We start from the raw sequence: 23082 nt of genomic DNA, 5'->3' as shown, positions 1-23082 counted from the left end.
TTCCACGCCGGTCCTTGTTGACCCTGCCCCAAGGGCACGCGGTGGGATGGCCAGGACCACGACCACGAACCGGATGCGGAGACTGGACATGAAACGACAAGGCAGAGCGGGCCGGAGCCTGGCCCTCTTGGTGGTCCTCGGCCTCGGCGGTTCGCTCGCCGCGGTGCCCGCCGCCGCCGGGGAGCCCGAAGCGCCGCCGCTGAAGTGGGGCCAGTGCCCCGACGACGTCGTGGCCGAAGCGGCTCCGACCGAGCTGCGGTGCGCCACCGTGCCCGTCCCGCTGGACTACGCCGACCCGGAGGGGAAGCAGATCGACCTGAGCGTCTCCCGGCTGGCCGCCGCCGACCCGGACGAACGGCGTGGCGTCCTCATGCTCAATCCGGGCGGCCCCGGGGGGTCCGGGCTGGCGCTCTCCGCGCTGCTGGTGGCCCAGGGCCTGCCCACCGGCGTCACCGACCGCTACGACCTGATCGGCATGGACACCCGTGGGACGGGCCGTTCCACACCGGTCAGCTGCGGCTTCACCACGGACAGCCCCTACTACTCCAACATCCCGCCGTACGCGGTCGACGACGCCGCGGTCACCGCACAGGCGAAAGTCGCCGAGCAGGCCGCCGAGCAGTGCGCGGCCAACTACGACGGCACGCTGCGCCACCTCACCACGGCGAACACCGCCCGCGACCTGGACCGGATCCGGGCCGCGCTCGACGAGGAGACGACCAGCTACCTGGGCTACTCCTACGGCACGGCACTCGGCGCCGCGTACGCGTCGATGTTCCCCGAGCGAGCCGACCGGATCGTGCTCGACAGCAACATCGGAGACACCCACCTCGACCGCGACGGCCTGCGCCGCTACGCGCTCGGCATGGAGCAGACCCTGCCGGACTTCGCGCGATGGGCCGCCCGCCGGCACGACAGTTACGGCCTGGGCCGCACCCCCGAACAGGTCCGGGCTTCCTACCTCGCCATCGCCGGCGTGCTCGACGGCACTCCGGTCGCGGGGATCGACGGCAGCCTCTTCCGGCTCCTGACGTTCAGCCACCTGTTCAAGCAGTCGCAGTACCCCAAGTTGGCGCAGACCTGGCAGGCGCTGCGCGAAGGCGACCGGACGGCGGCCCGCGCCCTGTCACCCGTCCCCGAGGAGACGGGTGACGGGACGTCGTCGCCGAACGACAACGCCCTGACCGTGTTCCTCTCCGTCACCTGCAACGACATCGAGTGGCCCGAGGACGTCAACACCTACCGGCGGGGCGTCACCGCGGACCGCGAACGCCACCCGCTGTTCGGCGCCGCCACCGCCAACATCACCCCGTGTGCCTTCTGGCCGTACGCCCCCGCCGAACCCCCGGTGAAGATCAACGCCGAGGGCCCCCGCAACGTGCTGCTCCTGCAGAACCGGCGGGACGCGTCGACCCCGCTGCGGGGCGGGAAGATGCTGCGCGAGAAGTTCGGCGACCGGGCGCGGTTGGTCACTGTCGACGACAGTGGGCACGGCGTGTACGTCCTGGGCAAGAACTCCTGCGCCCTGAACACCGCCACGCGTTACCTCGTCGAGGGCCGGATGCCCACCAAGGACACGTTCTGCCGAGCGGACTGACCTTCCCCGCAGGCCGTCGCCGTGGGGTGCCCGTATCGGACAGACGTGTGCGGCGGGACCTGGTAGACGCCGTCGCCCGGGCCTGAGCGACGTTGGTACTAGGGTTCCAGGTGTGGACAAGATCGTGCAGAGCGTACGGCTGTGGTTCGCGCCGCAGCGGATCCGGGACGAGGGGGACACCCCCGACTACCGCTTTTCGCTGGCCAACGAGCGGACGTTCCTCGCCTGGATCCGGACGGCGCTGGCCCTGATCGGCGGGGGTTTCGCCGTCGACCAGTTCCTGCCGGAGCTCGTGTGGGGCGCCCGGGCCGGGCTCGCGCTCGGGCTGCTCGCGGCCGGGGTGCTCTGCGCGCTGCGGGCGGTCAACCACTGGGTGCGGTGCGAGCGGGCGATGCGGCGGGGCGAGGACCTGCCGGTGTCCCGGTTCCCGACGCTGCTGAGCCTGGTGGTCGCCGTCGTCGCCGTGGCGATGGTGGTGGTGGTCCTCTTCGGCTGGGAGGGCGTGTGACGGCGACGGCGGACCGGGATCCCGGGCTGCAGCCCGAGCGGACCCGGCTGGCCTGGCGGCGTACGACGCTGTCGGCCACGGTCGTCGCGCTGCTCGCGGTGCGGCAGGCGCTGCTCGGCGGGGCGACCCCGGCCGCGGTGGTCGCGGTGGCGCTGAGCGCTGCGGCCTGGCTGGGTTTCCTGGTGGTGGCCCACCGTCGGATGCTGCGAATGGAGGCGGCGCGGCCGGAGCCGCTCGCCCCGCGAGGAGCGCTGGCGGCGACGCTGTGCACGGTGGCGCTGGCGGTGTTCGCCGCGGCGATGCTGTTCTGAGGCCCGGACCGGTCGTCCGGGCCGGACGCGGGCGGCCGGACTCTTTCCGAGCCGAGCCGAGCCGAGCCCAGCCGAGCCGGGCCGGACGCGGGCCGGACGCGGGCGGCCAGGCTGTTCTCGAAGCCGAGCCGGACCCGCGCGGCCGGGCTGTTCTTGAGCGAACCGGGACGCCGGCGGGCTCCTCAGCCGTCCCAGTCCACCGTCACCACGATCTTGCCGCGGGTCCGCCCCTCCTCGTTGAGCCGGTACGCGTCGGCGGCCTGCTCCAGCGGGAACACCCGGTCCACATGGACGGTGACGATGCCCCGTTCGGCCAGTTCCGCGACCTGGGCCAGGTCGTCGGCGTCGGGGCGCACGAAGGCGTAACGGCCGCCGTAGGAGAAGACCTCGCCGTCCGCGATGGAGGCGAGCCTGCCGCCCGGGGCGAGGGTGTCGGCGGAGGCCCGCAGGGCGTCGCCGCCCACCGTGTCGAAGGAGGCGTCGAAGCCGTCCGGGACCAGTGCGCGCAGCCGGTCGACGAGGCCCTCGCCGTACTCCACGGGCTCCGCGCCGAGGCTGCGGAGGTGCTCGTGGTTGCGGGGGCTCGCGGTGCCGATCACCCGGCAGCCGGTGTGCCGGGCGATCTGGACGGCGAGCGACCCGACGCCGCCGGCCGCCGCGTGGACCAGGACGGTGTCGCCTTCGCGGATCTTCAGGGTGCGGTGCAGCACCTGGTAGGCGGTCAGCCCGGCCAGCGGCAGGCCCGCGGCCTCCTCGAAGCTCAGGCTCAGGGGCTTGCGGGCCAGGGTGCGCACGGGCGCGGCGACGTACTCGGCGAACGTACCGCGCGAGAGGAAGTCCTCGCGTACGTAGCCGATGACCTCGTCGCCGACCGCGAACTCGTCCACGGCGACGCCCGGTTGCACGACGACCCCGGAGACGTCCCAGCCGGGGATCACCGGGAAGACGGCTTCGAGGCCACCCTGGAGGTAGCCCTCGCGGGCCTTCCAGTCGACCGGGTTGACGGCGGCGGCCCGTACCTTCACCAGGACCGTGTCGGGGCCGACCTTCGGGTCGGGCCGCTCGCCGTACTCCATGACGTCGGCGGAGCCGTACGCGCTGTAGCTGATCGCCTTCATTCCTCGACCTTCCGTGCAGGTCGGGGCCGCCGCAACTCAGGGGGTACGGCCGGGGCCCACCCCTCTCGGCGGCGCGGGACCGTCGGCGTCCTCACCAGCGCGGGACCGTCGGGGTCGTCCACCGCGGGTCGGCGGCGCGCATGGCCGCCGCGTCGTCGCGCTCCCGGTGGGTCTCGTCCGCCAGCCAGCGCCGGTGCAGGGCGGACAGGCGCTCGCGGTCCAGTTCGACGCCGAGGCCGGGGGCGTCGGAGACGGTGAGCCGGCCCCCGGTGAAGGTGTGGCGCTCGGTGATGACGTCCTCGGTCTGCCAGGGGTAGTGGCTGTCGCAGGCGTGAGCGAGGTCCGGCACCGTCGCGGCGACGTGGGTCATCGCGGCGAGGCTGATGCCGAGGTGGGTGTTGGAGTGCATGGAGAGTCCGACGCCGAACGTGCGGCAGATGGCCGCCAGTTCCCGGGTGCGGTGCAGTCCGCCCCAGTAGTGGTGGTCGCTCAGGACGATCTGGACGGCGTCGCGGGCGAAGGCCTCGGGTACCTCGGCGAGGGTGGTGACGCACATGTTGGTGGCGAGCGGGACGTCGGTGCCGGCCGACACGGCGGCCATGCCGGCCGTGCCGCTGGTGGGGTCCTCCAGGTATTCGAGGACGCCCTTCAGCTGCTCGGCGACGTACAGCGAGGTGGGGACGGACCAGGCGCCGTTCGGGTCCAGGCGCAGCGGGCGGCCCGGGAACGCCTCGGCCAGGGCGTGGATCGCGGCGATCTCCCGGTCGGGCTCGAAGACGCCGCCCTTGAGCTTGAAGGAGCCGAAGCCGTAGGTGTCGGCGAAGCGCCGGGCCTGGGCGACGACGCCGGCCGGGTCGAGCGCCGCGCCCCAGTCGTCCCGCTCGCCGGGGCCGGGGTGGGCGGCCCAGCGGTAGAAGAGGTAGGCGCTGTACTCGACGGTGTCACGGACCTTGCCGCCGAGCAGGGCGTGCACGGGCAGGCCCCGGGCCTTGCCGAGGGCGTCCAGGCAGGCGACCTCGAGGGCGGAGACGACCGAGAGCCGGATCTTCTCCGCGTTCCTGACCCCGCGCAGCCCCCCGGCGTCGACCCGGTCGTCCGCGGCGCGCGCTGCGCCGCACACCTCCTCGGCCAGGGCGAACAGCCCGTTCAGATCGGTGACCGCCCGGCCCGGGAGCGCCGCGGCGAGGGAGCGCGCGGGCTCCAGGTAGGCGCCGTCGCCGTAGGTCTCCCCCACGCCGGTCGTCCCGCCCCGGGTGAGGACCTCCACGATCAGGCGCGGTGTGTACGGCTGGTGGACTCCCTGGGTGTTCAGCAGGGGTGGGTCGGACACGAGGATCGGGGTGAGCCGGACGCCCTCGATCACCAGATCATCTGTATTCATACGTGAACTCTATTCAGGGATGAGTTTCACCGAAAGGGTCGGACCGGCTTCCGCGCCGCCGGATCACGGGAGGGCACTGGACGGCATACCGACTGGTCGGCATCATGGTTCCCGATCGTCCCGTCGCCTCGCCCAACCGTCTTGTTCCGTCGCCCGGAGGTACGCACCATGAGCTCACTCCCCCCACCAGGTCTCGACCCGGAACCGCTGCGCGGACATCTCGACCGCGAGCGGCCGGGGCTGGTGAGCGGGCCCCTCGAAGCGCGGCTGATCGAGGGCGGTCGCTCGAACCTGACCTACGTCGTCGGCGACGGGACGGGGCAGTGGGTGGTGCGCAGGCCTCCGCTCGGCCATGTGCTGGCCACCGCGCACGACATGACGCGTGAGCACCGGGTGATCAGCGGCCTGTACCCCACCGCCGTCCCGGTGCCGGAACCGCTGCTGCTCTGCGAGGACGACAGCGTGATCGGCGCCCCGTTCTACGTGATGGAGTACGTCGAGGGCACCCCCTACCGCACCGCCGAGCAGCTCGCCCCGCTGGGCCCCGAGCGCACCCGGGCGGCGGTCCTCGGGCTCGTCGACACCCTGGTCGACCTGCACGCCGTGGACCCGGGGGCGGTCGGGCTCGGGGACTTCGGGCGTCCCGACGGCTTCCTGGACCGGCAGGTGCGGCGTTGGGGCAAGCAGCTGGACGCCTCCCGCAACCGCGAGCTCGCGGGCATCGACGAGCTGCACGCCGCCCTGGGCCGCGGGCTGCCCTCCTCCCCCGCGCCCACCGTCGTCCACGGCGACTACCGCCTGGACAACGTGCTGCTCGGCCCCGACGACCGGATCAACGCCGTCCTCGACTGGGAGATGTCCACGCTCGGCGATCCGCTGACCGACCTCGGGCTGCTCGTGATGTACAGCTCCGACCTCGACCTGCCCCAGTCTCCCGTCTCCACCACCAGCGGCGCGGCCGGGCACCCCTCCCCCGCCGAGCTGATCGAGCGCTACGCGGCCCGCTCGGGCCGGGACACCTCCGCCCTCTCCTGGTACACCGCGTTCGCGTGGTTCAAGCTGGCCGTGATCCTGGAGGGCATCCACTACCGCTACACCCTCGGCCAGACCGTCGGCGCGGGCTTCGACCGGATCGGCGATCTGGTCCCCGTCTTCATCGAGCACGGCCTCACCACCCTCCAGGAAGGCTGAACCCTCATGGACTTCGCATTCGACGCCCGTACCGAGGAGCTGCGGAGCCGGCTGCTCGCGTTCATGGACGAGCACGTGTATCCGGCCGAGCAGGTCGCCGAGGAGCAGCGGGCACTCCTCGCCTCCCCGTGGGACACCCCGGCGGTCGTGGGCGAGCTGAAGGCCGAGGCGCGGCGGCAGGGGCTGTGGAACCTCTTCCTGCCCGACGCGGACTACGGGGCCGGGCTGACGAACCTCCAGTACGCCCCGCTCGCGGAGATCACCGGACGCTCCCCGCACCTCGCGCCGACCGCGCTGAACTGCGCGGCCCCGGACACCGGGAACATGGAGGTGCTCTTCCAGTTCGCCGCCGACGAGCAGAAGAAGCGGTGGCTGGAGCCGCTGCTCGCCGGGGAGATCCGCTCCGCGTTCGCGATGACGGAGCCGGACGTGGCGTCGTCGGACGCGACGAACATCGAGACGCGGATCACCCGGAACGGCGGGGACTACGTCGTCAACGGGCGCAAGTGGTACATCTCCGGGGCGATGAACCCGGACTGCGCGGTCTTCATCGTGATGGGCAAGACCGACCCGGACGGCGCGGACATCCGTCGCCAGCAGTCGATGATCCTGGTGGCGCGCGACACCCCCGGGCTCGAAGTGCGGCGCGCCATGCGGGTGTACGGGTACGAGGACCACGCGCACGGCGGTCACGCCGAGGTGGTCTTCCACGATGTAAGGGTGCCCGCGGCGAACCTGATCGGTGAGGAGGGTGGCGGCTTCGCCATCGCGCAGGCGCGGCTGGGCCCGGGGCGGATCCACCACTGCATGCGGCTCATCGGGATGGCGGAGCGGGCCATCGAGCTGATGTGCCGGCGGGCGGTGGCGCGTACGGCGTTCGGCAAGCCGCTCGCGCAGCAGGGCGTCGTGCAGAACTGGATCGCGGACGCCCGGGTCACGGTGGAGCAGTTGCGGCTGCTGGTGCTGAAGACGGCCTGGCTGATGGACACCGTGGGCAACAAGGGCGCGCACACCGAGATCCAGGCCATCAAGATCGCCACCCCGCGCGCGGTGGTGGACATCCTCGACTCCGCGGTGCAGCTGTACGGCGCGGGCGGGGTGAGCCAGGACTTCCCGCTGGCGGAGCTGTGGGCCTCGGCGCGGACGCTGCGGCTGGCGGACGGGCCGGACGAGGTGCACCAGCGGTCGCTGGCCCGGCGGGAGATCAAGCGGTACGTGTGACGGGCGGCGGTGCGGCCGGTGCGGCCCCCTCCCGAGGTGCTCTTCGGGAGGGGGCCGCGCCCGTACGTATACGGCAGGCTCAGAAGGTGAGTTTCCAGCTGTCGATGTAGCCGGTGTCCTGACGGGCGACGTCCTGGACCCGGAGCTTCCAGGAGCCGTTGGCCACCTCGGCGGCGGCGTTGACCGTGTACGTCGTGATGACGTTGTCGGCCGAGTCGCCGCTGCTGGAGTTCTTCAGCCGGTACGCGGTGCCGTCCGGGGCCACCAGGTCGACGACCAGATCGCCGCGCCAGGTGTGCTTGATGTCGACGCCGACCTGGAGGGCGGCTGGGGCGTTGCCCGTCCGTCCGGTGACCGCGACCGGCGAGGTCACGGCCGCTCCCCCGTCCGGGATGGCGACATCGGCGGTGTTGCTGAACACGTCCCCGGCGGGCGGTTCGCCGGCGGGGGAGGACAGGGTCCAGATGGCATGGGCGGCGGCGTCGCTGTTGCGGTCCAGGGCGGTGTCGTTGATGTTGCTCGTGGTGTCGCAGGACGAGTGGTAGCAGCGGTCGAAGGCCTGCCCCGCGGTCCCGCCCCACTTCTGCGCCTGGGCGGCGGACTTGGTGTAGCCGGCGCCGGTGAAGAGTCCGCCTACGGGAACGCCGACGTTCTTGAACGGGGCGTGGTCGGAGCGGCCGTCGCCCTCGGTCTCGATCTCGGTGGGGACGTTCAGGCCCGCGAAGTAGTCCTTGAAGGTCTTCTCGATGACCGGGTCGTCGTCGTAGACGAAGTAGCCGGCGTTGGGCGAGCCGATCATGTCGAAGTTGAGATAGCCGGAGAGCTTTGAACGCTCGGCGGACGGCAGGTTGTTGACGTAGTACTTCGAGCCGATCAGGCCCAGCTCCTCGGCGCCCCACCAGGCGAACCGCAGGTGCTTGTCGGGCTGGTACTGGGCGCGGGAGACGGCGAGGGCGGTCTCCAGGACGCCGGCCGAGCCGGAGCCGTTGTCGTTGATCCCGGCGCCGGAGGAGACCGAGTCGAGGTGGGCCCCGGCCATCAGGACCTTGTTCGGGTCGCCGCCGGGCCAGTCGGCTATCAGGTTGTAGCCGGTGGCTCCGCCCGAGGTGAACTGCTGGAGTGTGGTGGTGTATCCGGCGGCGTCGAGCTTGGCCTTCACGTAGTCGACGGACGCCTTGTAGCCGGGGCGGCCGTGGGCGCGGTTGCCGCCGTTGTTCGCGGCGATCGTCGAGAGCTGCGTGAGGTGGGCCTTGACGCCCGCCAGGGGGATGTCGGGTGCGGCGGCGCTCGCCGGCACCGGCGCGGCTGCGGCCTGGGCGGCCGGTGCTCCGGCGGCGAGGACGGCGGCGAGGGCGACGGCCAGGGCGGCCGTCGGGGATCTGCGCAGGGTGAAACGGTTCGGTCTCATTCACGGGCTCCGGATTCCGTTGGGGACTGACGGAACGTGCGGGGGGTCCCCGGCCGCGCGGTGATCCGGCCGGGTCCTGGAGCGTGGGCCCCGACTAGCGGCCCAGAGGTGCGCGATGCGTGACCGATGCTCAAGGAAATGACAGTGCTCCGTCAAGAGCGGAAACCGGACATGACCGTTCTATTAACGGACAGCGTTCGCCCGCGGACTCCGGCACCTCATCGGGAGGCAGGACATACGTCATCTCTCCAGCCTCGCCCCGACCGGCGGAGCGGGCCAGTGGATGGCACGATCCGTCGGCCGGACAGGGCCTAGGGGCGCAGGGCCCGCAGCAGCAGGTCCGCGAGGTGGTCGGCGACCTCCTGGCGGCTGAGCGGGCCGTCCGGGCGGTACCAGGTGGAGAGGTGGTGGACCGAGCCGAAGTGGTAGTCGACGACCAGGTCGGCGGGGGTGGCCGAGGAGAACACGCCGCCGCGCTGGCCCTCCTCGATCAGGGCCCGGAAGCGTTCGTGGTAGCGGCGGCGCTCGACGCGCACCTGCTTGTTCTTCTCGGGGCTCAGGTGGTGCATGGAGCGGAAGAAGATCGCGGCGTCGTCCAGGTTGTCGATGGTCGTGACGACCACGTCGGCCGCCGCGTCGCGCAGCCGCTGCTCGATGGGGGCCTCGGCGTCCGCGAAGGCGTCCAGCCGCTCCTGCTGGAGCCGGAGCACCCGGGCGTAGACCTCCTGGAGCAGGTCCTCCTTGGAGCCGAAGTAGTGGTAGAGCGCCCCCTTGGTGACGCCCGCCGCCTCGACGATCTCCTGGACCGAGGTGCGGTCGTACCCGCGCTCGGCGAAGAGCCGGGTGGCGGCGGCCAGCAGCCTCTGGGGGACGGGAGTGCCGTTCTGGTCCGTCGCCTTGGCCATGAGCCGCCACCTTCCTTTCGTACCGTGCGTGCGCTGTTTCGACGCCGTTCTAACGGGGGGAACGCAGTTCCCGCCTGAGGATCTTCCCACTCGCCGTCTTCGGCAGCTCGGCCAGGATCTCCACCTCGCGCGGATACTTGTACGCGGCGAGTCGTTCCTCGCAGTGAGCGCTCAGCTCGCCGGGCTCCACCGAGGTCCCCGGGCGCAGGCTCACGTACGCCCGGACCGTCTCCCCCGGTACGCGTCGGGCACGCCCACGACGGCCGCCTCACGCACCGCCGGGTGGGTGTGGAGGACGTCCTCCACCTCACGCGGCCACACCTTGAACCCGGAGGCGTTGATCATGTCCTTCTTGCGGTCGACGACGTACAGCCAGCCCGCCGCGTCCATGAAGCCGATGTCGCCGGTGCGCAGCTCGCCGTCCGGGAAGGCGGCGGCCGTGGCCTCGGGGAGGTTCCAGTAGCCGGAGACGACCTGGGGACCGCGCACCGCGATCTCGCCCTGCTCCCCGAAGGGGACCTCCCCGCCCGTCTCGTCGAGGATCCGTACGAAGGTGTCGGGGCCCGGAACGCCGACGGAGAGGGTGCCCGAGACCGGGTCCACCGGGGCCTCGCGCTCGGGCGGGACCGAGGCGCAGGGGGCGGTGCACTCGGTGAGTCCGTAGCCGTTGCGGATGTACGGGCCGAAGCCCGCGCGGAACTTCTCCACGAGCGCGGGCGGCAGGGGCGCGCCGCCGGAGGAGATCACCCGGAACGAGGCGAAGTGGTCCGGGGTGGCGTCCGGGTGCGCGGCCAGCGCCATGAAGGCGGTGGAGGGGCCGACGGTGTAGGCGGGGCGGTGGGTGGCGAAGGCCTCCAGGACGACGCCCGCCTCGAAGCGGTGGGCGAGGACCAGGGTGCCCGCGTTGGCGACGCAGGCGGCGAGCTGGCAGACCATGCCGGTGATGTGGAAGAGCGGGGCGAGCGCGAAATAGACGGAGCCCTCCGCGATCGGATGGCCGGTGCGCTGGCGTTCGGCGTTGACCATGATGTTGCCGTGGGAGTTCTTCGCGCCCTTGGGGGTGCCGCTCGTCCCGGAGGTGTAGCTGATCAGCGCCGTGTCGGCGGCGGTGAGCTCCCGGCCGGCCGGGGCCGGGTTCCCGGCGCGGGCCGCGGTGAGCAGATCGTCCGCGAGGTCGTCGGGGCCGGGGGCCGGGAGCCGTTCGAAGCCGAGGACGCGGGGGTCGTTCACGCTCTGGAGGTCCAGCTCGCAGGCGGTGAGCGCGACCGTGAGGTCCGGGGCCGCCGCCGCGATGTCCCGCAGATACGCCTCCCACGCCCGGTCCGAGCAGATCAGCGCGGTGACCCCGGCGTCCGCGAGGACGTGGCCGACCTCGCCGGACTTGTACATCGGGTTGAGGGGGACGACGGTCGCGCCCGCCTTCCAGGCGCCGAGCAGCGCGAGGACGAAGTGCGGGCTGTTCTGAAGCATGATCGCGACCCGGTCGCCGCTGCGCAGCCCTCGGGCGGCGAGGTGTCCGGCCACCGAGTCGGACAGCTCCTCGGTCTCGCGGTAGCTCAGGCGTCCGTCGAAGTAGGCCAGGGCCGGGTGCTCGGGTGTGCGGCCGACCGCGGCGCGGAAGGCGTGCAGCACGGTCGCGGGCGGGGTGACGGGGGCGCGCTGGGCGTCGCTGAGCAGGGCGAGCCACGGCTGGGCCGCGTAGATCGAGCCGCCGGGGGCCGGGGTGGCGGGGTCGGGGATCGGGTCGTTCACGCGCCGCTCGCCTCCCACTTCCGCTGGAGGCGGTTCATCTGGCCCATCCACCGGTCGGGATCGGCGGCGCGGGCCTGGTAGTAGCCGGCCACCTCGGGGTGCGGCAGGACCAGGAAGCGGTCGGCGTCCATCGCCTCGAACAGCGCGTCGGCGACCGCGTCCGGCTCGATGGCGCCAGGAGCGAGGACCAGTTCGCCGGCCGAACCGGCGGCGGTGAGCATGTCGGTGCGCACGCCCTGCGGGCAGATCGCGTGGACCTTGACCCCGCGATGGCGGTAGGTGAGCGAGAGCCACTCGGCGAAGGCGACCGCGCCGTGCTTGGTGACGCTGTACGGGGCCGCGCCGATCATCGTCAGCAGCCCGGCGGCGGAGGCGGTGGTGACGAAACGGCCCCTGCCTCGCTCCAGCCAGTCCGGCAGGAGGGCCCTGGCCGCGCGGACGTGGGCCATCACGTTGACGTCCCAGGCGTCGGCCCAGACCTCCTCGTCGGCGAACGCGTCGCCGGGCGAGGCGAGGCCGGCGTTGGCGCAGTAGACGTCCACCGTGCCGTCCAGCGCCTCCCGGGCGGCGTCCACGATGCCCGAGGCGTCCCCGGCGACGGCGAAGCCGCCGATCTCCTTCGCGAGCGGTTCGATCCGGGCGGGGTCGAGGTCGTTGACGACGACCCGCGCGCCCCCGGCGGCGAACCTGCGGGCCAGAGCGGCGCCGATGCCGCCTCCGGCCCCTGTGACCACTACGCCGGCGCCCTGCACCGTACCCATCGTCATCCCGCCCTTCCCATCCGGCTGCACCGGCAGACTAACCGGTCGGTATGTGATCCGGGAAGGGGCGGGGACGGACCGGCCGGGGCCCGTGCGGATCCCCGCGACCGGCTCGGGGAATCCGGCGCGGTCCAGGTCGTTCCGTGCGGCTCCCGCCCGCGCTAGCGTGCGTGGCCATGACAGTCGGCGCGATCATGGAGGTAGCGGAATGAGCCTGTCCCGACGTGGGGTGCTGGCCGCGGGAGGCGCCGTGGGCGCGCTCGCGGCGACAGTGGCCGGCACCGGTCCCGCCGCGGCGACGGCCGCCGCCGGACGCGGCTCCGGGCCCGGGCGCGGCCGGGTGCTCACCGGTTTCGACCGGCTGGCGGCCGACGGCTACCGGCCGCTGCGGGGCCAGAAGGTCGGGATCGTCACCAACCCGACCGGCGTCACGGCCGACGTCCGGCACATCGTCGACGTGATGCACCCGGACGCACGGGTGGACCTGACCGCCGTCTTCGGCCCCGAGCACGGGTTCCGGGGCACCGCGCAGGCGGGCGGCTCCGAGGGCCGTTACGACGACCCGGCGACCGGGCTGCCGGTCTACGACACGTACCTCAAGAGCGGGCAGCCGCTCGCGGACGTCTTCACCGCCTCGGGCGTGGACACGGTCCTCTTCGACATCCAGGACGCGGGTGCGCGCTTCTACACGTACATCTGGACGCTGTACGACTGCATGGAGGCGGCGGCGCTGGCGGGCAAGCGCCTCGTGGTGCTGGACCGGCCGAACCCGGTGACCGGTCGGGCGGCACTGGGCCCGGTGCTGGACCCGGCGTTCGGCACGTTCGTCGGACGCCGGGAGATCGCCCAGGCGCACGGGATGACGGTGGCGGAGCTGGCCCTGTTCTTCAACGCGGAGTTCCTGCACGAGAATCCGGTGCGGCTGGAGGTGGTGACGATGTCGGGGTGGCGGCGCTCGGACTTCTTCGACGACACCGGGCTGCCGTGGGTGCCGCCGAGCCCGAACATGCCGACGCCCGAGACGGCGCTCGTCTACTCCGGCACCTGCCTCTTCGAGGGCACGAACCTCTCCGAGGGCCGCGGCACCACGCGGCCCTTCGAACTCCTGGGCGCGGAGGGCGTCGACCACCGCTGGGCGGCCGCCGCGAACGCCCTGGAGCTGCCGGGGGTGGCCTTCCGCGAGGCGTACTTCGCGCCGACCTTCTCCAAGTTCGCGGGGAAGACGGTGGGCGGGGTGCAGGTGCACGTCCAGGACCGGGAGGTCTTCGACCCGGTCCGCACCGGGATCGCCCTGCTGGTGACGGCGAAGCAGACGTGGAGCGGCTTCGCCTGGCGGCCGGACAACTGGATCGACAAGCTCACCGGGAACACCCGTGTCCGCACGATGATCGACGCGGGCGCGGACACCGACACGGTGGTACGGGCGTGGCGGCGGGACCTGTCGGCGTTCCGGGCGAAGCGGCGGAGGTATCTGCGGTACGGAGGCTAGGCCCCCGCGTCCGGTCAGGCGGTGAGGTCCAGGTCGCCGAGGTATTCGCCGTCGTCCGTGAGGCCCCGCCTGCGGTAGCCGAGGCGGAGGTAGAACTCCTCGGGGCCGCCCTCGCCGGGCTTCCAGGTCACGGTCGAGACCGTTCCGCCCCGTCGGCGGATCTCCTCGTTCACCGCCCCCACGGCGAACCGCCCGTAGCCCCGGCCCTGCTCGCCGGCGGCGACGGCGAGCCGCCAGAGCCCGGAGCGGGGCGGGGCGTCCGGCGTTCCGGCGTCGAAGTCGAACGGCAGGTCGAAGTACGCCATCACGAAGCCGACGAGGCGCTCACCGTCGCAGATCAGCCGGGGCCAGGCCAGGTCGGGGTGGACATAGGCCTCGGCCAGGGACCGCGCCACCGGGGCGACGAACCCGCGCTGTTCGGGTGCGACTTCCAGCCGACAGGCGGCGAGCACGTTGTCGGGGGTCACCTTCTCCAGGCGCGGACGAGCTGTTGTCATGGGGGGAACCCAACCGCACGGGCCCGTGACGGCGCCATCGGATTTCGCCACCCGCGCGAGGAGTGCGCCCTCGCACCACCCGCCCGCGCGCCGCTTCGCTCCCGCCCGTGGCACCCCTTCCCACATGGGGAGTCTCGGCCAATGGACGGATTTCATCTTTCGATGGAGCCGAAACGGGCAGGCGTACGTCCACTCCTTGACGTCCAAGGAAGAGCGACGGAGGTGGCGGTGTCATGGCCGGTTTCCGGAGTCTTGCGAGACAGGTCCGCGATCCGATGGGGGATCTGGCCCTGCGGCGGTATTCGCTGCGCAAGTGTTTGGAGAGGTTCGCCCCCTACGGGCATCGGGCGACCTGGGATCATCTGTGCGCCCGGCACGGGATCGGTCCCGAGGACCGGGCCCCCGATCCGGTGCGCCTGGTGGGCGCGCTGGACGAGCTGGAGGAGGCGCGGGCCGTCTGGCTCGCGTACGAGGCGGGGTTCGCCGAGCGGCGGCGGCGCGAGAAGCACGCGGGACTGCGGCGGCCCGGTGCGTTCGACGACTGGCACCGCCGCACCTGGGGCGGTCACGGGGTGGCCCGCTGCTCCGACCCGGACATCCATCCCACCGAGCCGCTCGCGGAGGTCCTGCGCCGCCTGATCGCGGCTCTGGCGCCGGCCCCGGCTCCGCCTGCCCGGTCTGCGCGGACACCGGCATCGAGTGGCGGCAGGAGCGGGGCGAGGCGCCCTGGGCGGGCCCGGTGTGCACGGGCTGCGGGATCGCGGTCCCGCAGCCCGCCCTGACCGACCGCACACTGGCCAGGGCACGGCTGCCACGGCACCGGAGGCCGGCCACGACGGCGGCGTGAGGCCTCGCGCCCGGGCCCGGGGAACTACGTGCGCCGGGGGCTTCCGGCCCTCGGGCATCAGACGGGAACCGGTGATCCGCTCACCGACGATGTCGTCGGGGTTGGACAGCACACAGGTCTCCAGGGAGAGACAGCCGCATCCGATGCAGTCGGCCAGATGGTCGCGCAGGCGGTGCAACTGCCCGATGCGCTCGTCCAGTTCCTTGCGCCAGACCTCGGAGAGGCGGGCCCAGTCCTCGTGGTTCGGCGTGCGCTCCTCGGGCAGTTCGGCGAGCGCCTCCCGGATCGTGACCAGGGGAATACCGACGCGCTGGGCCGCCCGGACGAAGGCGACCCGGCGCAGCGCGTCCCGCGGGTAGCGGCGCTGGTTGCCGCTGGTGCGGCTGCTGGTGATCAGGCCCTTGGTCTCGTAGAAGTGCAGGGCCGAGACGGCCACGCCGCTGCGCGCCGAGAGCTGGCCGACCGAGAGTTCGTGGTGTGTCTGCGGAATCTGGGGCACCCCTCGAATCTACTGCCATGTCGTTGACAGGAACGCGCCGCACAACGATGCTGAGCAAGCGCTTAGACATCGCGCCTGATGGTGCGCCGAGCCGGAAGGCAGGAACCGGGAACATGGCAGAGCCGAGGATCTTCACGTCCGCGCAGGAGCTGCGGGACGGAGTGGGCGAGCAGCTGGGACACAGCGACTGGCTGGAGATCGACCAGGAGAGGGTCGACCGGTTCGCCGACGCGACCGGCGACCACCAGTGGATCCACGTGGACCCGGAGCGGGCGAAGGACGGGCCGTTCGGCACGACCATCGCGCACGGCTATCTGACGCTCTCCCTGCTGCCCGCGCTGGTGCCGCAGGTGATGCGGGTCGAGGGCATGAAGATGGGCATCAACTACGGGACCAACAAGGTCCGTTTCCCCTCGACCGTCCCGGTCGGCTCGCGGCTGCGGGCGACGGCGGTGCTGCGCGGCGTCGAGGAGGCCGGCGGCGGTGTACAGGTCACGGCGGTCGTCACGGTCGAGCGCGAGGGCAGCGAGAAGCCGGCCTGCGTCGCCGAGTCGGTGTCCCGCTACTACTTCTGACACTTGAGGAACCGTCGGCTGCCTCCGGAGCCGTCGGCTGCCTCCGGAGCCCCGCCTGCTTCCGGAGCCGCAGGCTACTTCTGGGCCTGCCCGGCTCCGACCATCCGCAGGACGAGGCCGGCGTACAGTTCGCCGACCTCGTCGGGGGTGCGGGTTCCCCGGGCGTTGAACCAGCGGGCCACGTCGATGCAGAGGGAGAGCACCGCGAGGGCGGTGCCGGGGACGTCGGGGACGTCGAACTCGCCGTCCCGCACCCCGTCGCCGATGATCCGGCGCACCACCGCGTCGCTCCGGCGCCGCAGCGCGACGATCTCGGTGCGGTGCTCCTCGCCGAGCGCGTCGAGCTCGTACTGCACGACCCGGGCGGTGGTGTGCCGCTCCGCGTGCCAGCGGACGAAGGAGCGGACGGCCCCGGCGAGGCGCTCGGCGGCCGTGCCGTCCCGGTCGGCCTCGGCCGCGAGCACGTACAGCGCCCGCTCGTGGCCGAGCTTGCTGATCCGGTGGAGCAGCTCTTCCTTGGTCTTGTAGTGGATGTAGAGCGCGGCCGGGCTCATCCCGGCCCGGCCGGCGATGTCACGGGTGGTGGTCGCGTGATATCCGCGCTCGGCGAAGGCGTCCACGGCGGCGACGAGGAGCCGCCTGGCCGCCTCGGGAGTGACCTCGCCCCACGGCGCGTCCTCGCCGCTCGTCTCCTCCGCCGCACACATCGCCCAGGGCCCCTCTCCGTCAACAGGACGCACACCATACCCCGAACCTGAGCAAGCGCTTAGCAATTGCCCCGCCCGATCCTGCCGGTCAGAGCTTCTGGAAGGGGTCGTGCTCGGCGAGGATCTTCTCCAGCCGGGCCTGGTCCACCCGGCTGACGATCTGTCCGGCCTCCTGGCGGTCCCTGATCACCTTGGCGAGCGTGAAGCAGGACGTGACGAGGTAGAGCACGCCGATGGCGAGGAAGCCGCGCACCCAGGCGTCGGCGTCGAGGAAGAAGATGCCGAAGGCGACCGCGCCGATCGCCACCATGAAGGAGGCGACCGCCTGCATGTAGAAGGCGGCGGTGCTCTGCTGCTTGACCGATGTCGTGTCACTCATGGGTTCAGCATCCGCCGACGTGGCGCACGCCACATCCGCGCCCGTACTCAGCCCGTACTCAGACACCCGTACGAACCCGCGAGCCGGTCAGAAGGCGGAGACGCCGGTCAGCGCGCGCCCGATGATCAGCTTCTGGATCTGGCTGGTGCCCTCGTAGAGCGTCATCACGCGGGCGTCCCGCAGCAGTTTGCCGACCGGGTACTCGTCGATGTAGCCGTAGCCCCCGAAGACCTGGAGGGCGTTGTTGGCGCAGCGGACGGCGGCCTCGGACGCGTACAGCTTGGCCTTGGACGCGGCGGTGGCGAACTCCTGGCCCCGGTCGATCAGGTCGGCGACGCGCCAGGTCAGCAGCCGGGCCGCGTCCACGTCGACGGCGATGTCGCTGAGCAGCTCCTGGACGAGCTGGTGGCGGGCGATGACCTTGCCGAACTGTTCGCGCTCGCCGGCGTAGCGCACGGCCGCGTCCAGGGCGGCCTGCGCGATGCCCACGCAGCCCGCCGCGACGGACATCCGCCCCTTGGCCAGGGCGGACATGGCGATGGAGAAGCCCTTGCCCTCGGGCCCGAGGAGAGAACCGGCCGGTATCCGGACGTCCTGGAGGACCAGTTCGGCGGTGGCCTGGCCGCGCAGGCCGAGCTTGCCGTGGACGGTGCGGCGGGTGAGGCCGGGGGTGTCGGCGGGGACGAGGAAGGCGGAGACGCCCCGGTGGCCGGGGGCGTCGTTCGTCCGCGCGAAGAGCAGTACGACATCGGCCCAGGTGCCGTTGGTGATGAACATCTTGGTGCCGTTGACGACGTAGTCACCGCCGTCGCGCACGGCCCGGGTGGCGAGGTTCCCGGCGTCCGAACCGGTGCCGGGCTCGGTGAGGCCGAAGCAGCCGATCGCCTCGCCGGAGGTGAGCCGGGGCAGCCAGGCACGCTTCTGCTCCTCGTCGCCCCAGGTCGCGACGGTCTTGGCGACCAGCCCGAGCGATACGGAGACGATGCCGCGCACCGAGGAGTCGCCGCGCCCCAGCTCCTCGGTGACCAGGCAGTAGGACAGGTGGTCGCCGCCGGAGCCGCCGTACTCCTCGGGGACGGTCAGACCGAGGAAGCCGAGGTCCCCGAGCTTCTTCACGATCGATCTGTCGACATTCTCGGCACGGTCCCACGCGACGACATGGGGGGCGACCTCGCGGGCGACGAAGTCCTCGGCCAGCTTCCGGACGGCTTCCTGCTCCTCGCTGAGCGTCAGGTCCATCGTGCCCACCCACTGCCTCTCACCGGCGCCGCCCGGGCGCACATTAATTAGCACTGCTAGTTTCTGGTTCGCAGGCCCTACTATGAGCCGCATGGCCCGACCGCGCAAGCCCCTCCTGAGCAGAGACCGCATCGTCGGGGCGGCGAGCGCGCTCGTGGACTCCGAAGGGCTGGACGCCGTCTCCACGCGTCGACTGGCGGCCGTCCTGGGGGTCAGCGGCCCTTCGCTCTACAACCACTTCCGCAACAAGGAGGAGATCCTCGACGCCGTCGCCGACGCGGTCTCCGTACAGGTCGACCTGTCGATGTTCGAGGAGTCGGACCCGCGCGACTGGCGCGAGGCCCTGCACGACTGGGCGCTCTCCTACCGGGCCGCCCTCGCCGCGCACCCGCACATCGTCCCGGTCCTCGCCCGGGGCCCCGGGCGGCGCCCGGCGGGGCTGCGGGTCGCCGACGCGGTGTTCGGGGCGATGGTGGGGGCGGGGTGGCCGCCCGCGCAGGCGACCCGGATCGGGGCGCTCATGCGCTACTTCATCACCGGCTCGGCGCTGGGCTCCTTCGCCGGGGGCTTCGTCGACGACGAGTCCGCCTACGACCCCGCCGACTACCCGCACCTCGGCCAGGCCCACCTGCTCGCCGACCACCGTCGCCAGGTCGACGAAGGGGCCTTCGAGACCGGGCTGCGGGCCCTGCTGGACGGGCTGACGATGCAGTACGAGCAGTACGCGCGGCCCACGGACGAGCGGCTGTCCAGCCCGTCCGATGCTTGAGGACGGAGACCAGCGCTTTCAGCCCGTCCGGCGCTCGAGGACGGAACCGGCGCTCGGGACGGACGGTGCCCTGGCTGCCCGGTCGCCGAGGGGTCGCCGACCACAGGGCGGGGCGGCCCGGCCGCCGATTGACGGCCCTCGACAATTGAGTGGGGGTAGGAGCGTTCCGGGCCTACGGTCGTGGCCATGACGACGACCCCGACACCCCTTCCGGTCTCCCCGCCGGCCCACCGCCGGCGCGCCACCGCCGCCGCCTGCACCACGGTCGTGCTGTGGGCCTCCGCCTTCGTGTCCATCCGGAGTGCGGGCGAGTCCTACTCCCCCGGCGCGCTCGCCCTCGGGCGGCTGGTGACGGGCGCGCTGGTGCTCGGGGCGATCCTCCTCGTACGGCGGGAGGGGCTGCCCGGGCGCGGTGCCTGGCGCGGAATCATCACGTCCGGCGTGCTGTGGTTCGGGCTGTACATGGTGGCGCTCAACTGGGGCGAGCAGGAGGTCGACGCCGGGACGGCGGCGATGCTGGTGAACATCGGGCCGATCCTGATGGCCCTGATGGGCGCCCGCATGCTCGGCGAGGGGCTGCCGCGCCGCCTGCTGCTGGGAATGGGCATCTCGTTCTTGGGCGCGGTCGTCGTCGGCCTCGCGATGTCCGGGCACGGCAGCTCCTCCGTGCTGGGCGTGGCGCTCTGCCTGCTGGCCGCGGTGGTCTACGCGCTGGGCGTGGTCAGCCAGAAGCCGGCGCTCGCGCACGGCTCCTCGCTGCAGATCAACACCTTCGGCTGCGTGATCGGCGCCGTCGCCTGCCTGCCGTTCACCGGGGTGCTGGTCTCCGAGGCGGCCGACGCCCCCATGTCCGCCACGCTGAACATGATCTATCTGGGCGTCTTCCCGACCGCGCTGGCCTTCACCACCTGGGGCTACGCCCTGGCCCGGACCACCGCGGGCCGGATGGGCGCCACCACGTACGCCGTCCCGGCGCTGGTGGTGCTCATGGCGTGGCTGCTGCTGGACGAGGTGCCGACGCTGCTCGGGGTACTCGGCGGGCTGCTCTGCCTGGTCGGGGTGGCGGTCTCCCGGAGCCGTCAGCGGACCGGGGCCCCGGGCGGAGATCCGGCCCGGCCGGTGGAGGAAGACCGTCACGAGGAGGAGCGCCGGGCGGAACGGACGTAGCGGGGCTTCCCGGCTGGTCGAGGAGGGCGCGATGGACGCCCGGCTGTCGGTGGCCCGGTGACGTCGGCGTCCCGGGCCACCGACTTCCGGCGCGCCACCGACTTCCGGCGCGCCACCAGCTTCTGACGGACCACGGACTTCCGGCTGGGCACGGACTTCTAGCTGGTCACGGACGCCCGGCCGGTCAAGGGAAGACCACCAGCGCGCGGCCGCCCCTGCCCGCGATCATGTTGTCGAAGGCGGCGGGGATGCCGTCCAGGGCGATGTGCTCGGTGACCATCATCGACAGGTCGAAGCGGCCCGCGCGGATGTGGCCGGCGAGGACGGGCAGGTCGCGGGCCGGGTCGCTGTTGCCATAGACGCAGCCCGTCAGGGACCTGCCCCAGTGGAAGATCTCCAGGGCGTTGAAGGTGACTTCCTGGTCCTTGCCGCCGATGCCGACCACCGTGGTGCGCCCGCCGCGCCGGGTGGATTCCCAGGCGGCCCGGATGGTCGCGGGCCGGCCGACGCACTCGACCGCGACGTCCGTGCCCCGGCCGCCGGTGAGCTTGCGGATCTCGCGCGGGGTGGTGGCCGAGGCGATGACGTAGTCGGTGGCTCCCGCCTGCCGGGCCAGCTCCTCCTTGGCCGGGGAGACGTCGACCGCGATGATCCGGGAGGCGCCGGCGATCCGCGCGGCCTGGAGCACGGCGAGGCCGACGCCGCCGATCCCGAAGACGACGACGCTCTCGCCCTCGCGGACCCGGGCGCTGTGGTGGATCGCCCCGTAGCCGGTCAGGACCGCGCAGCCGAGGAGGGCGGCGTCGGTGAGCGGGATGCCGTCGGGGGCGGGGAGCACGCAGTTCGCGGCGACGACGGTCTCCTCCGCGAAGGCCGCGACGTTGAGGCCGGGGTGCAGGTCGGTGCCGTCGGCCGTACGGGCGTGGAGGTTGGCGGTCCCCTTCAGGGCGTCGGCGCAGAGCCAGACCTCGCCGATCCCGCAGTGGAAGCAGGCCCCGCAGGAAGGGGCCCAGTTGAGGACCACGCCGTCGCCGGGGGCCACATGCGTGACGCCCTCGCCGACCGCCAGGACCGTACCGGCGCCCTCGTGGCCTAGGACGGCGGGCACCGGGACGCGCATGGTGCCGTTGGACAGGGACAGGTCGGAGTGGCAGACGCCGGCGGCGGCGAGGGAGACGCGCACCTGGCCGGGGCCGGGCTCCGGCAGGACGATGTCGGTGATCTCCAGCGGAGCTCCGACGGCGGGCAGTACGGCGGCGCGGACCACGAGCAGGCTCCTTGTGCGGAAAGGGTTACGGGGTTCAGAGCTGGAGCGACTTGGTCTGGAGGTACTCCGCCAGGCCGTGCGGCCCCAGCTCGCGTCCCACCCCCGACTGCTTGTAACCGCCGAACGGGGCCAGCGGGTTGAACCGCCCGCCGTTGATGTCGACCTGTCCGGTGTCCATCCGGCGGGCGAAGGCCACCGCCTCCTCGTCGTCGGCGGCCCAGACGGCGCCGGCGAGCCCGTACACGGTGTCGTTGGCGATACGGAGGGCGTCGTCCACGTCCTCGTACCGCAGGATCGAGATCACCGGGCCGAAGATCTCCTCGCGGGCGATCGTCATGTCCGGGGTGACGTCGGCGAAAACGGTCGGGCTGACGTAGTAGCCGGTCTCCAGGGGCGCGTCCGGGCCGCCCGCGACCAGCCGGGCGCCCTCCTCGACGCCCTTGGCGATGTAACCGCGCACCCGGTCTCGCTGCTTGGCGTTCACGAGCGGGCCGACCCGCTCGCCGACCACGTACTTGGTGACGGCGTTCGCCGCGAGCTCCACGGCCTCCTCGTACCGCTCGGCGTCCACCAGCATCCGGGTCCAGGCGCTGCACGTCTGGCCGGAGTTGGTCATCACGTTGGCGATGCCGACGTTGACCGCCCTGGCCAGGTCCGCGCCGGGCAGGATCACGTTGGCGGACTTGCCGCCCAGTTCGAGGGCGACGCGCTTGATCGCGGCTCCGGCGGTGGCGCCGATCTGCCGGCCCACCGCGGTGGAGCCGGTGAACGAGACCAGGTCGACGTCCTCGTGGGCGGCGAGCGCCTGGCCGGCGACCGGTCCTAGGCCGGTGACGAGGTTGAAGACGCCCGGCGGCAGACCGGCCGCCTCGGTGGCCTCCGCGAAGAGCTGCGCGGTGAGCGGGGTGTCCTCGGCGGGCTTGAGGACGACGGTGCAGCCCGCGGCGAGGGCGGGGGCGACCTTGGCGACGATCTGGTGGAGCGGGTAGTTCCAGGGGGTGATCGCGCCGACCACGCCGACCGGCTCCAGCAGCACGGTGGAGTTGCCGATCCGCTCCTCGAAGGCGTGGTGGGCGGCCAGCTCGGCGTACGAGGCCGCCACCAGCACGGGCACGCTGGCGTGAACTTTCTGGGAGAGCGGCAGCGGCGAGCCCAGCTCGGCCGTGATGGTCTCGGCCATCGCGTCCTTGCGGGCGGCCAGCGCGTCGGCCAGCGCGGTGAGCCGGGCGGCGCGCTCGGCGGGCGGGGTCGCGGCCCAGGCGGGGAAAGCCGCGCGCGCCGCCCGTACCGCCGCGTCGACGTCCTCGGCCGTCCCCGCCGGCACATGGGCGATGACCTGCTCGTCGGCCGGGTTCACGACCGCGATCGTGTCCTGGCCGGCGGCGGGCCGCCACGCACCGTCGATGTACATCTGGTCATGCGCCTTCATGGCTGTTTCCTCCCGGACGTGCTGTGCGGAGCCGAGCTGTGCGGAGCGCCGAAGCCCTGCGGCGC

21 protein-coding genes and 3 pseudogenes are annotated in these 23082 nt (G+C 72.5%); 10 read left to right on the top strand and 14 right to left on the bottom strand.

Annotation, left to right across the window (positions count from 1 at the left end; all coding sequences use genetic code 11):
• Window positions 1-88: 88 nt before the first annotated feature.
• The 3 genes from AC3CH1_RS30070 (at window position 89) to AC3CH1_RS30060 (ending at window position 2416) form a co-directional block, all read left to right on the top strand.
• Window positions 89-1597, top strand: coding sequence for an alpha/beta hydrolase (locus AC3CH1_RS30070; protein ID WP_488465763.1), 1509 nt, complete (start codon window positions 89-91; stop codon window positions 1595-1597).
• A 112-nt stretch (window positions 1598-1709) separates the two neighbouring features.
• A complete protein-coding gene (locus AC3CH1_RS30065; RefSeq protein ID WP_488465762.1) occupies window positions 1710-2105 on the top strand; it encodes a YidH family protein in 396 nt (131 codons plus the stop codon).
• Window positions 2102-2416 carry a DUF202 domain-containing protein gene (locus AC3CH1_RS30060; RefSeq protein ID WP_488465761.1) on the top strand — a complete coding sequence of 105 codons (315 nt, stop codon included), beginning with the start codon at window positions 2102-2104 and terminating at the stop codon, window positions 2414-2416. Before AC3CH1_RS30065 ends, AC3CH1_RS30060 begins: the two co-directional genes overlap by 4 nt.
• Window positions 2417-2598: 182 nt before the next feature.
• Here the strand turns inward: AC3CH1_RS30060 and AC3CH1_RS30055 are convergent, their stop codons facing one another.
• Window positions 2599-3534 (bottom strand): NADP-dependent oxidoreductase, encoded by a 936-nt coding sequence (locus AC3CH1_RS30055; RefSeq protein ID WP_488465760.1) that lies wholly within the window; start codon window positions 3532-3534, stop codon window positions 2599-2601.
• A gap of 91 nt (window positions 3535-3625) precedes the next feature.
• A complete protein-coding gene (locus tag AC3CH1_RS30050) occupies window positions 3626-4915 on the bottom strand; it encodes an enolase C-terminal domain-like protein (RefSeq protein WP_488465759.1) in 1290 nt (429 codons plus the stop codon).
• 168 nt (window positions 4916-5083) lie between these two features.
• On the opposite strand from AC3CH1_RS30050, the gene AC3CH1_RS30045 reads away from it, so the two are divergent.
• Window positions 5084-6106: a phosphotransferase family protein gene (locus AC3CH1_RS30045; RefSeq protein ID WP_488465758.1), complete on the top strand. Its 1023-nt coding sequence runs from the start codon at window positions 5084-5086 to the stop codon at window positions 6104-6106.
• 6 nt (window positions 6107-6112) lie between these two features.
• Window positions 6113-7327 carry an acyl-CoA dehydrogenase family protein gene (locus tag AC3CH1_RS30040; protein ID WP_488465757.1) on the top strand — a complete coding sequence of 405 codons (1215 nt, stop codon included), beginning with the start codon at window positions 6113-6115 and terminating at the stop codon, window positions 7325-7327.
• A gap of 79 nt (window positions 7328-7406) precedes the next feature.
• On the opposite strand, the gene AC3CH1_RS30035 is transcribed toward AC3CH1_RS30040, so the two are convergent.
• The 5 genes and pseudogenes from AC3CH1_RS30035 to AC3CH1_RS30015 all read right to left on the bottom strand — a co-directional run bounded on the left by AC3CH1_RS30035 (window position 7407) and on the right by AC3CH1_RS30015 (window position 12159).
• Window positions 7407-8735, bottom strand: a complete 1329-nt coding sequence (locus AC3CH1_RS30035; protein ID WP_488465756.1) for a M28 family metallopeptidase — start codon at window positions 8733-8735, stop codon at window positions 7407-7409.
• 311 nt (window positions 8736-9046) lie between these two features.
• Window positions 9047-9640, bottom strand: a complete 594-nt coding sequence (locus AC3CH1_RS30030; RefSeq protein ID WP_215106797.1) for a TetR/AcrR family transcriptional regulator — start codon at window positions 9638-9640, stop codon at window positions 9047-9049.
• A 49-nt stretch (window positions 9641-9689) separates the two neighbouring features.
• Window positions 9690-9889 (bottom strand): annotated as a pseudogene (locus AC3CH1_RS30025) (AMP-binding enzyme); the annotation flags it as partial.
• On the bottom strand, window positions 9851-11272 hold the full coding sequence (locus tag AC3CH1_RS30020) for a class I adenylate-forming enzyme family protein (RefSeq protein WP_488466775.1): 1422 nt from the start codon (window positions 11270-11272) through the stop codon (window positions 9851-9853). The gene AC3CH1_RS30020 and the pseudogene AC3CH1_RS30025, both read right to left, overlap by 39 nt.
• 116 nt (window positions 11273-11388) lie before the next feature.
• Window positions 11389-12159: an SDR family oxidoreductase gene (locus tag AC3CH1_RS30015; RefSeq protein WP_488465755.1), complete on the bottom strand. Its 771-nt coding sequence runs from the start codon at window positions 12157-12159 to the stop codon at window positions 11389-11391.
• Window positions 12160-12361: 202 nt separating this feature from the next.
• On the opposite strand from AC3CH1_RS30015, the gene AC3CH1_RS30010 reads away from it, so the two are divergent.
• A complete protein-coding gene (locus tag AC3CH1_RS30010; RefSeq protein ID WP_488465754.1) occupies window positions 12362-13642 on the top strand; it encodes an exo-beta-N-acetylmuramidase NamZ family protein in 1281 nt (426 codons plus the stop codon).
• A gap of 14 nt (window positions 13643-13656) precedes the next feature.
• Here the strand turns inward: AC3CH1_RS30010 and AC3CH1_RS30005 are convergent, their stop codons facing one another.
• Window positions 13657-14139 (bottom strand): GNAT family N-acetyltransferase, encoded by a 483-nt coding sequence (locus tag AC3CH1_RS30005; protein WP_488465753.1) that lies wholly within the window; start codon window positions 14137-14139, stop codon window positions 13657-13659.
• A gap of 233 nt (window positions 14140-14372) precedes the next feature.
• On the opposite strand from AC3CH1_RS30005, the pseudogene AC3CH1_RS30000 reads away from it, so the two are divergent.
• Window positions 14373-14986: pseudogene (locus tag AC3CH1_RS30000) on the top strand (hypothetical protein).
• Window positions 14987-15020: 34 nt separating this feature from the next.
• Here the strand turns inward: AC3CH1_RS30000 and soxR are convergent.
• A pseudogene (gene soxR, locus AC3CH1_RS29995) lies at window positions 15021-15485 on the bottom strand (redox-sensitive transcriptional activator SoxR); the annotation flags it as partial.
• Window positions 15486-15598: 113 nt separating this feature from the next.
• On the opposite strand from soxR, the gene AC3CH1_RS29990 reads away from it, so the two are divergent.
• Window positions 15599-16060, top strand: coding sequence for a MaoC family dehydratase (locus AC3CH1_RS29990; RefSeq protein WP_488465752.1), 462 nt, complete (start codon window positions 15599-15601; stop codon window positions 16058-16060).
• 74 nt (window positions 16061-16134) lie between these two features.
• Here AC3CH1_RS29990 and AC3CH1_RS29985 read toward each other — a convergent pair whose 3' ends face one another.
• From AC3CH1_RS29985 to AC3CH1_RS29975, 3 genes are all read right to left on the bottom strand, one after another.
• Window positions 16135-16767, bottom strand: coding sequence for a TetR/AcrR family transcriptional regulator (locus AC3CH1_RS29985; RefSeq protein WP_488466774.1), 633 nt, complete (start codon window positions 16765-16767; stop codon window positions 16135-16137).
• Window positions 16768-16855: 88 nt separating this feature from the next.
• Complete coding sequence (locus AC3CH1_RS29980) at window positions 16856-17146, bottom strand: YiaA/YiaB family inner membrane protein (protein WP_018959586.1); 291 nt, start codon at window positions 17144-17146, stop codon at window positions 16856-16858.
• Between the two features lie 87 nt (window positions 17147-17233).
• Complete coding sequence (locus AC3CH1_RS29975) at window positions 17234-18385, bottom strand: acyl-CoA dehydrogenase family protein (protein ID WP_488465751.1); 1152 nt, start codon at window positions 18383-18385, stop codon at window positions 17234-17236.
• A 91-nt stretch (window positions 18386-18476) separates the two neighbouring features.
• Here AC3CH1_RS29975 and AC3CH1_RS29970 point away from each other — a divergent pair, with 91 nt between their 5' ends.
• Both AC3CH1_RS29970 and AC3CH1_RS29965 read left to right on the top strand, forming a co-directional pair.
• Entirely contained in the window at window positions 18477-19154 is a 678-nt protein-coding gene (locus tag AC3CH1_RS29970) for a TetR/AcrR family transcriptional regulator (protein ID WP_488465750.1), read from the top strand.
• 186 nt (window positions 19155-19340) lie between these two features.
• Entirely contained in the window at window positions 19341-20321 is a 981-nt protein-coding gene (locus AC3CH1_RS29965; RefSeq protein ID WP_488465749.1) for a DMT family transporter, read from the top strand.
• A gap of 184 nt (window positions 20322-20505) precedes the next feature.
• Here the strand turns inward: AC3CH1_RS29965 and AC3CH1_RS29960 are convergent, their stop codons facing one another.
• Together AC3CH1_RS29960 and AC3CH1_RS29955 are read right to left on the bottom strand one after the other, a co-directional pair.
• On the bottom strand, window positions 20506-21588 hold the full coding sequence (locus AC3CH1_RS29960) for a Zn-dependent alcohol dehydrogenase (protein WP_488465748.1): 1083 nt from the start codon (window positions 21586-21588) through the stop codon (window positions 20506-20508).
• Between the two features lie 34 nt (window positions 21589-21622).
• A complete protein-coding gene (locus AC3CH1_RS29955; protein WP_488465747.1) occupies window positions 21623-23017 on the bottom strand; it encodes an aldehyde dehydrogenase family protein in 1395 nt (464 codons plus the stop codon).
• Window positions 23018-23082: the final 65 nt, after the last annotated feature.

It is taken from the genome of Streptomyces sp. MGP-P1 (assembly GCF_057766565.1).
This window is presented reverse-complemented; position numbering and strand designations above follow the sequence as displayed.